This window comes from Acidisoma sp. PAMC 29798 (genome assembly GCF_030252425.1).
Classification (GTDB): domain Bacteria; phylum Pseudomonadota; class Alphaproteobacteria; order Acetobacterales; family Acetobacteraceae; genus Acidisoma; species Acidisoma cladoniae.
Map to the genome: position 1 here is coordinate 3674648 of NZ_CP126994.1, position 11879 is coordinate 3686526.

General features: G+C 63.8%; 13 protein-coding genes and 1 pseudogene. 9 read left to right on the forward strand and 5 right to left on the reverse strand.

All coding sequences use genetic code 11. From position 1 onward, the window contains the following. Together QP803_RS17685 and QP803_RS17690 are read left to right on the forward strand one after the other, a co-directional pair. A complete protein-coding gene (locus tag QP803_RS17685; RefSeq protein WP_284944793.1) occupies positions 1-912 on the forward strand; it encodes a DMT family transporter in 912 nt (303 codons plus the stop codon). 52 nt (positions 913-964) lie between these two features. Further along, complete coding sequence (locus QP803_RS17690; RefSeq protein WP_284944794.1) at positions 965-1219, forward strand: Lrp/AsnC ligand binding domain-containing protein; 255 nt, start codon at positions 965-967, stop codon at positions 1217-1219. Positions 1220-1231: 12 nt separating this feature from the next. On the opposite strand, the gene bfr is transcribed toward QP803_RS17690, so the two are convergent. The 3 genes and pseudogenes from bfr to fdhA form a co-directional block, all read right to left on the reverse strand. Continuing rightward, the gene (gene bfr, locus QP803_RS17695; RefSeq protein WP_284944795.1) at positions 1232-1717 is read right to left on the reverse strand and encodes a bacterioferritin; all 486 of its coding nucleotides are present in this window, start codon (positions 1715-1717) and stop codon (positions 1232-1234) included. 64 nt (positions 1718-1781) lie between these two features. After that, positions 1782-1919, reverse strand: a pseudogene (locus QP803_RS17700) ((2Fe-2S)-binding protein); the annotation flags it as partial. A gap of 187 nt (positions 1920-2106) precedes the next feature. Continuing rightward, entirely contained in the window at positions 2107-3291 is a 1185-nt protein-coding gene (gene fdhA, locus QP803_RS17705; RefSeq protein ID WP_284944796.1) for a formaldehyde dehydrogenase, glutathione-independent, read from the reverse strand. 180 nt (positions 3292-3471) lie between these two features. Between fdhA and QP803_RS17710 the strand changes: the two genes are divergently transcribed. Both QP803_RS17710 and QP803_RS17715 read left to right on the forward strand, forming a co-directional pair. Continuing rightward, positions 3472-4692: an NADP-dependent isocitrate dehydrogenase gene (locus QP803_RS17710; protein WP_284944797.1), complete on the forward strand. Its 1221-nt coding sequence runs from the start codon at positions 3472-3474 to the stop codon at positions 4690-4692. 122 nt (positions 4693-4814) lie between these two features. After that, positions 4815-5993 (forward strand): Fic family protein, encoded by a 1179-nt coding sequence (locus QP803_RS17715; RefSeq protein ID WP_284944798.1) that lies wholly within the window; start codon positions 4815-4817, stop codon positions 5991-5993. Positions 5994-6015: 22 nt separating this feature from the next. Here QP803_RS17715 and zwf read toward each other — a convergent pair whose 3' ends face one another. Next, positions 6016-7488 carry a glucose-6-phosphate dehydrogenase gene (zwf, locus tag QP803_RS17720; protein WP_284944799.1) on the reverse strand — a complete coding sequence of 491 codons (1473 nt, stop codon included), beginning with the start codon at positions 7486-7488 and terminating at the stop codon, positions 6016-6018. A gap of 117 nt (positions 7489-7605) precedes the next feature. On the opposite strand from zwf, the gene QP803_RS17725 reads away from it, so the two are divergent. Beyond that, positions 7606-8526 (forward strand): N-acetylmuramic acid 6-phosphate etherase, encoded by a 921-nt coding sequence (locus QP803_RS17725; protein ID WP_284944800.1) that lies wholly within the window; start codon positions 7606-7608, stop codon positions 8524-8526. A 30-nt stretch (positions 8527-8556) separates the two neighbouring features. Further along, positions 8557-9999: a class II fumarate hydratase gene (gene fumC / locus QP803_RS17730; RefSeq protein WP_284944801.1), complete on the forward strand. Its 1443-nt coding sequence runs from the start codon at positions 8557-8559 to the stop codon at positions 9997-9999. A gap of 69 nt (positions 10000-10068) precedes the next feature. Here the strand turns inward: fumC and QP803_RS17735 are convergent, their stop codons facing one another. Beyond that, a complete protein-coding gene (locus QP803_RS17735) occupies positions 10069-10539 on the reverse strand; it encodes a hypothetical protein (protein WP_284944802.1) in 471 nt (156 codons plus the stop codon). A 153-nt stretch (positions 10540-10692) separates the two neighbouring features. Here QP803_RS17735 and QP803_RS17740 point away from each other — a divergent pair, with 153 nt between their 5' ends. The 3 genes from QP803_RS17740 to QP803_RS17750 are packed head-to-tail and all read left to right on the forward strand — an operon-like array spanning position 10693 to position 11866. Next, complete coding sequence (locus QP803_RS17740) at positions 10693-11004, forward strand: SH3-like domain-containing protein (RefSeq protein WP_284944804.1); 312 nt, start codon at positions 10693-10695, stop codon at positions 11002-11004. Further along, positions 11001-11288 carry an SH3-like domain-containing protein gene (locus tag QP803_RS17745; RefSeq protein ID WP_284944805.1) on the forward strand — a complete coding sequence of 96 codons (288 nt, stop codon included), beginning with the start codon at positions 11001-11003 and terminating at the stop codon, positions 11286-11288. The genes QP803_RS17740 and QP803_RS17745 overlap by 4 nt, the downstream gene beginning before the upstream one ends. Beyond that, positions 11285-11866 (forward strand): nitrile hydratase subunit alpha, encoded by a 582-nt coding sequence (locus QP803_RS17750; protein ID WP_284944806.1) that lies wholly within the window; start codon positions 11285-11287, stop codon positions 11864-11866. Before QP803_RS17745 ends, QP803_RS17750 begins: the two co-directional genes overlap by 4 nt. Positions 11867-11879: the final 13 nt, after the last annotated feature.

An 11879-nucleotide genomic window follows, 5' to 3' on the forward strand; every position in this document is an offset into this window, starting at 1 on the left:
ATGCTGATCCCACGTCTGCGCGCCCTGATGCGCCCTGGGCCGCGCCTTGCAATCAGCCTCGTTCTGCTGTCATCGCTGCTCTATTCGCTGGGCTACGCGCTCACGAAGATCCTGATCGTCGATCGGCACTTCGGCGCCATCCAGCTTTTCGCCATGCGGTCGATGATCGTACTCGCGACGCTGCTGCTGATCGCGCTGTCGCGCCCGGATCGCATCATGCTGATGCGATTGATCGCGCCACCGAAGGCCTGGACCCAACGCGCGGCGGGCGCAGGCGTTGCAGTCTCCAGTTGCCTCGCCATCATCGGCTACGGCTATCTTCCCGTCACCAGCGCCACGGCCTTCAGCTTCACCAGCCCGCTGGTGCTGACGGTGCTCGGCGGTCTGGTGCTGCGCGAACAGGTTCCCGCGCGCCGCTGGTTCGCTGTGCTGCTCGGGTTTGCCGGCATGCTGATCATCGTGCGGCCGAGCGGCAGCGTGTCGGATGCCAGTGCCGGACATTGGATCGGCGTTGGGGCCGCCATCGCCTCCGCCTGCCTCTATGCCGTGTATCAAATCGTGATCCGCCGCATCCGGGACACCAGCACCGCCATGGATGCCATCGCCCAGGCCGCCATTGCCGGGATTGTGCTTCTGGGCGGCATCCTGCCCTTCGTCTGGCGGCCGGTGCCGATCCAGGCCGTGCTGCTGATCGTGGCGGCAACCGCCGCGCAAACCATCGGCTTGGTGACGATCAACGCCGCCGTGCGCATGGGCCAGGTGTCGCAGCTCGCGCCCTGGCAATATGGCGGCATGATCTGGGCGGTGCTGATCGACCTCATCCTGTTCGACCATCCGCCCGCCGCCCTGGCGATGGCCGGGGTCGGCCTGATCATTTGCGGCGGATTGATCTCCCAGAAGGCATCGCGTTGACCCCGCCCGTCGCGGCGGCGATCATGCCGCTGTCATAGGCGGGAGACCTCGGATGCGATCCATCTTCGTTCAGATCAAATGCGTGCTCGGCCAAGCCTATGCGGTGGCGGCGATCCTGGCGGATGATTTCGAAAACGCGTCCCAGATCTATTCGACCTCGGGACATTACGATCTACTGGTGCAATTTCGCCTGTCGGAGGGCGAGGATCCCGGCCTGTTCGTCAACAACGTGCTGCACAAGGTGCCTGGCATCAAAGACACTTACACGATCATGGTCTTCGACGCCTTCACCCCCGGTCAGGGGTGACGGCGTCGGCGCCTATTCCTGGTCGGGGGCCGCCGCAGCGTTGAGCTGGATGTATTTCTCGATACCGATCAGCTTGATCAGGTCGAACTGACGATCGAGAAAATCGATGTGATGCTCTTCGTCCGCCAGGATGCGGCGCAGCAGGTCACGCGACACATAGTCACCCACCACCTCGCAATGGGCGATGCCCGCACGCAGATCGCCCAAGGCTTTTTGCTCGATTGCGAGATCTGCGCTCAGGATTTCCTCAACCGTTTCGCCGACCTGGATCTGATTGAGACGCTGCACGTTCGGAAGTCCGTCGAGAAACAGAATGCGCTCGATCAGCCAATCGGCGTGATGCATCTCCTCGATCGACTCTTTGTACTCATGCTGCCCGAGCTTCGTCACGCCCCAATGGCGCAGCGTGCGCGCATGCAGAAAGTACTGGTTGATCGCCGTCAATTCGTTGGTGAGATGCGTGTTCAGATGCTCGATAACTTTCGCATCGCGTAACATTGGAAGAATCCATCTGCTGTGGGGTCGCGCTAGCCATCGCGCCGCACATTTTTTCGAGAATGCAACGAACGGCCTTGGTGCACATTCCACATTGTGGCTGCCGTCCGCAAGCCCGGTACACTTCGCTCGGGCGTGTCGCCCCCGCGAGGCTGGCCGCCGCGATGTGGCGATCGGTCAAGGCATTGCAAACGCACACATACATCAGGCGAGGTCCCAACGAGGCGGAGTATGGGATCCTATAGCTGGCTAGTTTAGTTAATGCAACTCATTCGCAATTGCATCTCTGTGCGGGATCGATTCGAATTGTCTGCGCGGCGGATAACGCTTCGCTCATCCGCCCTACACCGTCATCCTAGGGTGGATGAGTGTAGCGTTATCCACCATGCGGATCAGGACGCGATCATGCCATGCGGATCGATGACGTATTTGCTCGCCGCCCCTCGGTCGAAATCGGCATAGGCCTTCGGCGCATCCTCCAGCGAAATCACCTGGGCATTGACCACCTCGGCGATGTTGCAGCGATCGAACAGAATCGCTTGCATCAGCATGCGGTTGTATTTCAGCACCGGTGTCTGGCCGGTATGCAGGGTGTGGGATTTCGCCCAGCCCTGGCCGAACCTCAGCGACAGGCTGCCTTGCTTCGCGGCTTCGTCCACGGCGCCGGGATCGGCGGTCACGTAAAGCCCGGGAATACCGATGTCCCCGGCCGCGCGCGTGATCTCCATCATCTGATTGAGCACCACGGCCGGCTGCTCCCCGCCGGCATGGCCGCGCGCCTCGAACCCCACCGCGTCGATCGCCGAATCGACCTCTGGCACGCCGACGATCTCGGCGATCATCTCACCCAGCCGATCATGCTGGGACAGGTCGATCGGCTCGAATCCCATCGCCTTGGCATGGGCCAGGCGTTGCGGATTGAAGTCGCCGATCATGGTGACGGCGGCGCCGAGCAGGCGTGACGAGGCGGCGGCCGCAAGACCCACGGGACCCGCACCGGCCACATAGACGGTCGACCCGACGCCGACCTTGGCCGTCACCGCGCCGTGGAAGCCGGTGGGGAAGATGTCCGTCAGCATCGTGACGTCCCGGATCTTGGCCATGGCGCGGTCTTTGTCCGGGAACTTCATCAAGTTGAAGTCGGCATAGGGCACCATGACATAGCCCGCCTGGCCGCCGATCCAGCCACCCATATCGACATAGCCATAAGCGCCGCCGGCGCGACCGGGATTGACCGTCAGGCAGACGCCGGTATCGCCATGGCGACAGGTGCGGCACCGCCCGCAGGCGACATTGAACGGCACGGAGACGAGGTCGCCCTTGGCGACCATTTCCACATCGCGCCCGATTTCCAGTACTTCGCCAGTAATCTCATGCCCCAGCACCATACCGGCGGGCGCCGTGGTCCGGCCGCGCACCATATGCTGATCGGAACCGCAGATATTGGTGGCGACGATCTTGAGAATCGCCGCGTGCTCGATCCGGCGGCCATCCGGCGCTTCCAGCTTGGGGTCCGGAATGTCCTGAACCTCGACATGCTGCGGCCCCAGATAGATGACGCCCCGATTTTTGCTCATGCGCCCGCACTCCCTGCTTTGCTCTCGGCGCGTCTTTTCCGGGCGTCTCCACCGGGCCGCGCGCCTTGCCGGCTAGCCTGAACCCTCCCGCCCGTCACAGCAATGGGGGCGCGCGGGGTTGCCGGGGCGGGGCCTTGGTGCGAGTTTGCGCCCATAAACGCAGTTTCAATGAGGACAGACATGGCCAAGATCCTAGTGAAGACCCCCGTCGTCGAAATGGACGGCGATGAGATGACCCGCATCATCTGGGGCTTCATCAAGGAGAAGCTCATCCTCCCTTATCTCGAAATCGACCTGAAATACTACGACCTCGGGATCGAGTATCGCGATCAAACCGACGATCAGGTGACGATCGATGCGGCCAATGCCACCAAGCAGTATGGTGTCGGCATCAAATGCGCGACGATCACGCCCGATGAGGCGCGGGTCACGGAATTCGGCCTCAAGAAGATGTGGCGCAGCCCGAACGGGACCATCCGCAATATCCTCGACGGCACCATTTTCCGTGAGCCGATCATCTGCAGCAACGTGCCGCGCCTGGTGCCGCATTGGAACCAGCCGATCGTCATCGGTCGCCATGCCTACGGCGACATCTACCGCGCGACCGAGACCAAGATCCCCGGCCCCGGCCGCGTGACGCTGAAATATGTGCCCGCCGATGGCAGCGCGCCGATGGAACTCGACGTGCACGACTTTAAGGGTCCCGGCGTGACCATGGGCATGCACAATACCCTCGCCTCGATCGAAGGTTTCGCCCGCGCCAGCTTCAACTACGGCATCGCGCGCAAGTATCCGGTCTATCTCTCGACCAAGAACACCATCCTCAAAGCCTATGACGGCATGTTCAAGGACACCTTCCAGTCCATCTTCGACGCCGAGTTCAAGACAGAGTTCGACGCCCTGGGCATCACCTACGAACACCGCCTGATCGACGACATGGTCGCGGCGGCCCTCAAGTGGAACGGCGGCTATGTCTGGGCCTGCAAGAACTATGATGGCGATGTGCAGAGCGACATCGTGGCGCAAGGCTTCGGCTCGCTTGGCCTGATGACCAGCGTGTTGCTCAACCCGGATGGCACGGTGATCGAGTCCGAGGCGGCGCATGGCACCGTGACGCGCCATTACCGCGAGCATCAGAAGGGCCGGCCGACCAGCACCAACCCGATCGCGAGCATCTTCGCCTGGACCCGCGGCCTGATCTATCGCGGTCGCTTCGACAATACGCCCGACGTCACCACCTTCGCCGAGACGCTGGAGAGGGTCTGCGTCGAGACGGTGGAGGCCGGCTTCATGACGAAGGATCTCGCGAGCCTGATTTCACGTGATCAGCCCTTCCTGACGACCGAGGGCTTCCTCGCCAAGCTCGACGACAACCTGAAGCTCGCGATGGCGAAGTCCTAAGGATCTTAGACGGATAACGCTGCGCTCATCCGCCCTACACCGCGCCTCGTAGGGTGGATGAGCGCAGCGTCGTCCACCATAAAGCTTGCTAAAGAAAAGGCCTATTTGCTTTATTAAGCCTTATGGCAGGTAAAGCGGCTTTAGCTGAAGCGCCGACCCGACGCGGTGCGTTTGTCGAAAGCACGGTCGCAGGCGAGCGGATTCGCGCTTTCGTCCCGCCACCGCTGCCGCCTATCCCACCGATCCGGCTCGACGGCCTGCTGACAGCCCTGAGCGCGGCCGATCGCGCCCTTGGCAGGCTCGACGGCATCACGGTCCTCGTGCCCGACCAAACCCTGTTCCTCTATATGTATGTGCGGAAGGAAGCTGTGCTCTCCTCCCAGATCGAGGGCACGCAGTCGACCCTGTCCGACCTGCTCCGTTTCGAGACCGAGGCGAGCGCCGGCGCGCCGATCGACGATCTGCGCGAGGTTTCCAACTATGTCGATGCGATGATGCATGGGCTTGAGCGGATGGAGACCCTGCCGCTATCCTTGCGACTGATCCGGGAGATGCATGCCCGCCTTCTGCAACGCGGGCGCGGCGCGGATAAGCAGGCGGGCGAGTTCCGATCCTCTCAGAACTGGGTGGGCGGCACACGGCCCGGCAACGCCCTCTATGTGCCGCCGCCGGTCACGCATCTCATGCCGTGCCTGGATGCGCTGGAACGCTTCATCCATGATAACACGTCCGATCTTCCGCCCCTGATCGCGGCCGGTCTGATCCATGTCCAGTTCGAAAGCATCCATCCCTTTCTCGACGGCAATGGACGCCTCGGCCGATTATTGGTGACCCTGTTCCTCTGCATGAAAGGCGTGCAGCGAAAACCTTTGCTCTACCTCAGCCTGTTCCTGAAAACCCATCGCGAAACCTACTACCGCTTGCTGCAAGCGGTGCGGGAGGATGGCGCCTGGGAGGAATGGCTCGCCTTCTTCCTGGAAGGCGTGACGAAGGTCGCCTATGCCGCCTTCGATACCACCAATCGCATCGTGTCCCTGTTCCGCGAGGATCGCGACAGGATCGCCGCAAGCGGGGAACGTGCCGGTTCAGCGCTGCGCCTGCATGAGCAGTTGCAGCGCCACCCCTTCCTGACCGCCGCGAAAGCCCGCGCCGAAAGCGGCCTCAGCCTGCCCACGGTCAATGCCGCCTTCGCGGAACTCAACCGGCTCGGCATCGTCGAGGAAATCACCGGGCGGGCACGCGGGCGCGTCTATCGCTACCGCCGGTACCTCGATCTTCTCGGTGGGGACGACCCAATTTAACCAGTCGCCCCCGTCTCGGACGCTACTCCTCGTGCCAGGTACGGCCGTCACGCTCCATCAGCGCGATCGCCGAAGACGGGCCCCAGGTGCCGGCGCGATACGGCTTCGGCGGCTCGTTGCTCGCCGCCCAGGCGTCGAGGATATGATCGACCCAACTCCAAGCCGCCTCGACTTCATCCCGGCGCATGAACAGCGTCTGATTGCCGCGCACCACATCCATGATCAGCCGCTCATAGGCGTCCGGGTTGCGGACCGAGAAGGCCTTGGCGAAGCTCATGTCCAGCGGAACGTACTGCAGGCGCATGCCGCCCGGTCCCGGATCCTTGATCATCAGCCACAGCCGCACGCCCTCATCCGGCTGCACACGCACCACCAGGCGATTGGCCTGCAACGGGCCCGCCGCTTCCTCGAACACCGAATGCGGAATGGCGCGGAACTGCACCACAATCTCCGACACCCGGCTCGGCAGGCGCTTGCCGGTGCGCAGGTAGAAGGGCACGCCGGCCCAACGCCAGTTGCTGACCTCAGCCTTCACCGCGACGAAGGTCTCGGTCATGCTGCCGGGCCGCTCGAGCTCCTCCAGGTAGCCGCGCACCGGCCCCAGGGTGGAGGCGCCGGCCGTATACTGTCCGCGCACCGTGAGGTTGGCGACCTGCATCGGCGTCATCGGCTTGAGGGATTGCAGCACCTTCAGCTTTTCGTCGCGCACGGTATCCGCGTCGAGCGAGGTCGGCGTCTCCATCGCTGTGAGGCAAAGAAGCTGCAGAATGTGGTTCTGCATCATGTCCCGCATGGCGCCGGCCGTGTCGTAATATCCAGCGCGGGTCTCAAGACCCAGATCCTCGGCCACCGTGATCTGCACGTGGTCGATGTATTTGGAATTCCACAGCGGCTCAAACAGGGAATTGGCGAAGCGCAGCGCCATCAGGTTCTGCACCGTCTCCTTCCCGAGATAGTGGTCGATCCGGTAGATGCTGGTCTCGGGGAAGATCTTGCCGATGGCGTTGTTGAGGTCCTGGGCGGATTCCAGATCCTTGCCGACCGGCTTTTCGATCACCACCCGGCTGGCGGGCGTGACCAGCCCATGGGCGCTGATCTGCTCACAAATGGGACCGAAGATATCGGGTGCGGTGGCCAGATAGAACACCCGGATACGCTCGGGCGCGTCGCTCAGCTTCTTCGCCAAGTCCGGCCAGCCATCGGTGCCGGTGGCATCCATCGACACATAGCCGACGCGGGCGATGAAGCGATCGATGACGGCGGGGTCCTGATCCGCCTTGGGCACGAAACTCTCGATGGCGTCGCGCGCCATTGTCTGAAACTCTTCATCGGAGAGGTGCCGGCGGGAGGAGCCGATCACCCGTGCCTCTGCCGGAAGCTGGCCGCTCCGGTCCCGCTGATACAGCGCCGGCAGCAACTTCCGCCGTGACAAATCTCCCGAGCCGCCGAACACGACGATATCGAATGGATCAACGGTGATAATACGCGCGACCATGTCCATGAAGCTCCTTTTCAGGCGAGATGCCAGCATACGCGATGAGTGCGAATTGACCAGAACCGCAACCGTCGCGGCTGCTTGACGGCAGGCCGCGCCTGGCGTCAACCGGGGCACATGCATCGCCCCCCCGCCCTGCCCGCGACCGAAGTCGTCAGCGAACGCTTCACCGACCTTGATCTATGGGGCAGCGAAACGGCCCTCGAAGCCTTGTGGGAAGGCCAGATGGCGGCAATCGCGGCGCTGCGCCCCGCACTGCCGGCGATGGCCGCGGCCGCCGATGCGGCTGCCGCGCGGCTGACTGAAGGCGAAGGCCGCCTGATCTATGCGGGGGCAGGAACCTCGGGCCGGCTGGCGGCGCTGGATGCGGCCGAGCTTCCGCCGACCTTCGACTGGCCGCATGCCAGAACCGCGCTGCTGATCGCGGGTGGCACCGCCAGCCTGCTTCGCGCCGCCGAGGGCGCGGAGGACGATACCGATGAGGCCGTGGCCGATGCGATCCGCATCGGTGTCGGCCCGGCGGATGTGCTGATCGCGCTGGCCGCGAGCGGCAGCACACCCTATGCCATCGCCGCCGTTGGCGCCGGCCGCTCGGCCGGGGCGCTCACCATCGGCATCGCCAATAGCCTCGGTGCACCGCTCCTCGCCGCCGCCGATCATGCCCTTTTTCTCGATACCGGGGCGGAGGCGGTGGCGGGATCCACCCGCATGAAGGCCGGCACGGCCCAGAAAGCGACGCTCACCTTGCTCTCGACGCTCATCATGATTCGGCTGGGTCGCATCTATCGCGGCCGGATGGTGGAGATGCGACCCACCAATGCCAAGCTTCTCGCCCGCGCCCGCCGAATGCTGGTCGATCTCACCGGCTGCACGGAAACCGAAAGCGCGGAAGCCCTCGCCGCCGCGAACGGCCACATCAAAACAGCCAGCTTGATGATCCTGCGCGGACTAGCCCTAAATCAGGCGCAAGCCCTGCTTTCCCGCCATGCCGGCATCCTTCGTGCCGCGTTGGCCGAGTCGAACCCGGCTTCGGTATAGCAACCCGCGACACGAGAAGGAACGCGCATCATGGACGCCACCACGACTATGCGGATCGAGAAGGATTCCCTCGGTGAGGTCCTGGTGCCCAATGACCGTCTGTGGGGCGCGCAGACCCAGCGCTCGATCGAGAACTTTCCCATCGGCGTTGGCCGCTTCGTCTGGTCTCGCCCCGTCATTCGTGCCTTCGGCATCCTCAAGAAGGCGGCGGCTCAGGCCAACGGCGCTTTGGACGAGCTTCCGCCCGAGAAGGTGCGGCTCATCGTCCAAGCGGCGGATGAAGTCATTGCCGGCAAATGGGACGATGAGTTCCCGCTGGTCGTGTTCCAGACCGGCTCGGGCACCCAGAGCAATATGAACGCCAATGAGGTGATCGCGAACCGCGCCATTCAGATCGCGGGCGGCGTGCTCGGCTCCAAGAGCCCGATCAACCCCAATGACGACGTCAATCGCGGCCAATCCTCCAACGATACCTTCCCGACAGCCATGTACATCGCGGCCGTCGAGGAAATTCACGGCACGCTGCTGCCGGCCATCGAGGTGCTGCGCGCCACACTCGATGCCAAGGCGCAGGCTTTCGCGGATGTCATCATGATCGGCCGCACCCATTTGCAGGATGCGACCCCCGTCTCCCTCGGGCAGGCGATTTCGGGCTGGGTGGCGCAACTCGCCGAATGCAGCCGCGCGATCGAGGCGTCGCTGCCCTGGATGATGGAGCTGGCCATCGGCGGCACCGCCGTCGGCACCGGCATCAATTCCCACCCCGGCTTCGGCGGCACGGCAGCGCGCTTCATCGCCGAGGCGACCGGCCAGCCCTTCGTCTCGGCGCCCAACAAATTCGCGGCGCTCTCAGCGCATGACGCCATGGTCCATGCCAGCGCCACGCTGCGCACGCTCGCGGGTGCCCTGATGAAGATCGCCAATGACGTGCGCTGGCACGCCTCCGGCCCCCGCGCAGGCCTGGGCGAAATCTTCATTCCCGAGAATGAGCCGGGCTCGTCCATCATGCCGGGCAAGATCAACCCGACGCAGTGCGAATCCATGACCATGGTGGCCGTTCAGGTCTTCGGCAATGACGCGGCGGTGGCCTTCGGCGGCAGCCAGGGCAATTTCCAGCTCAATGTCTATAAGCCCGTCATGCTCCATAACCTGCTGGAATCGGTCACGCTGCTGAGCCAGTCGATGCTGACTTTCGAACTGCATTGCGCACGCGGCATCGAGCCGAACTACCCCCGCCTCAAGGCCAATGTCGAAAACTCCCTGATGCTGGTGACGGCGCTGAACCGCCACATCGGCTACGAGAAATCCGCCAAGATCGCGCTGAAGGCCCATCACGAGAATTCGAGCCTGCGCGAGGCGGCTTTGGCCCTCGGCTTCGTGACGGGGGAGCAGTTCGATGCCTGGGTCCGGCCGGAAGATATGCTGGCGCCGCGCGCCGACGGGGAACGCCGAAAGCAGCCGCGTAACGCCTGAAGGAATGGGCGGCGCATTCCGCTGCGCTTGTAGGGCGGAATAGCGGAGCGTCTTCCGCCAAACCCGCCGCTAATTCGTCAGGTTAGAATAATCGACCCATCCGCGCATCGCGGATGGCCCACGCCCCAACTGCATCTGGAAGCTTGGCTGCTTCATCCCGTCCGTCACGATCGCGATCAAACTCGCCGGCACCGTGCTTTGCGTCATGACGCATCCGTTGGGATTGTCGGGGCTGAAATTCACCAGCGCATCCGTGTCAGGGCAGACCGGCATACTGCCCCGCAGGAAGATCGGCTTGGACAAATCGAGCGAATGCCGCCCCAGCACCACCGTATTGCCGTTCAAAAAATAGGCGGCCACGCCGGCGGAACGGCTGGGATCACCCAGCAGGGTCATGATCACGACCGTCGCGCCCACAGCGAAGGCGATCATGCCCAGAACCGATGTACCCTCGACCAGACGGTCCACTGTCTTCGGCTTCGCGACCTGGGGTTGGGGTCGCGGAAACGCCTCGTCCTCCAGATAATGGCGCTCAGACATGGCATCGACCTCGCTTTTCGCGTGGGTTTCTTATGTGCAACGATACGCTCATAGAAGTATTGTCTCCAGGCCCGCAAGCGTTAAATGAGGCTAGATTGAGGCATGGCCGACGTGCCCTCTTTTGCCGGAGCCCCAAACCGGTATGCTGCCGCTATGGAGAAAGATCGTCCCCGCGCGATGCACGACCTCGGCGGCGTGCCCCGCTATATGTGCGACGCCGTCGATACCGAGCCGCATGAGCTGACGGGTTTCGACCGTGAGGTCGATGCCATTCGCCAGATCCTGGGCATGAAACAGGTCATGTCCGTCGATGAACTGCGGCGCGGCATCGAAGCCCTGCCCGAGGCCGACTATCGCCGTCTCTCCTATTATGAGCGCTGGCTCTGCGCGATCACCGCAACCTTGATCGACAAGACCGTGATCGACGAGGCCGCGCTGCGATCGGCGCTGGAGCAGGCGTCGTGATCGCCCCTGGCACCCGCGTCCGCGTGCGTGACGATTGGCCGGAAACACGCGGCCCCTGCCATATCCGCACACCGCATTATGTGCGCGGCGAGCGCGGAACGGTGCTCCGCCACCTGGGCGATTTTGCCAATCCCGAGGACCTCGCCTTCGGCCGCGCCGCGCCGCGGCTGCCGCTGTATCACGTCCGCTTTGCCCGATCGGACCTCTGGGATGGCGGCGGTCCGGCTGCGGACGACATCCTGATCGAGATCTTCGAGCCCTGGCTGGATGAGGTGGCCGCATGACCCTCACGGACCTGGACCCGACAGCGCTGCTATCCGCCTTGCGGGCCCTGCTCGTCGACAAGGGGATCACGTCAGCCGAGGAGATCGCGGATAGGATCACCGCGACCGATGCCGCGACCCCGGCGCGGGGCGCCGCGATGGTCGCCAAGGCCTGGACCGACCCAGAGTTCCGCGCCCTGATGCTGGCCGATGGGGCGAAGGCGGCGGAGACGCTCGGCATCCCCATGCGCGGCCTGCCGCCGCTCGGCGTGCTGGAAAATACGCCCGAACGCCATCACCTCGTGGTTTGCACGCTCTGCAGTTGCTATCCGCGCGCCGTGCTCGGCTATCCACCCTTTTGGTTCAAGTCCGTCGCTTATCGCGCCCGCGCGGTGCGTGACCCGCGCGGCGTGCTGCTGGAATGGGGCACGACCTTGCCGGCCGATGTCGTTCTGACCGTGGTCGACAGCACGGCGGATTATCGCTGGATGGTCCTGCCGATGCGCCCCGAAGACACCGAGTCCTGGTCAGAGGCGCGTCTCGCCGCGCTTGTGCGCGAGGGCGACATGATCGGCGTTACAGTTCCACGCTCAATCTAAGCGCATCGTTGAT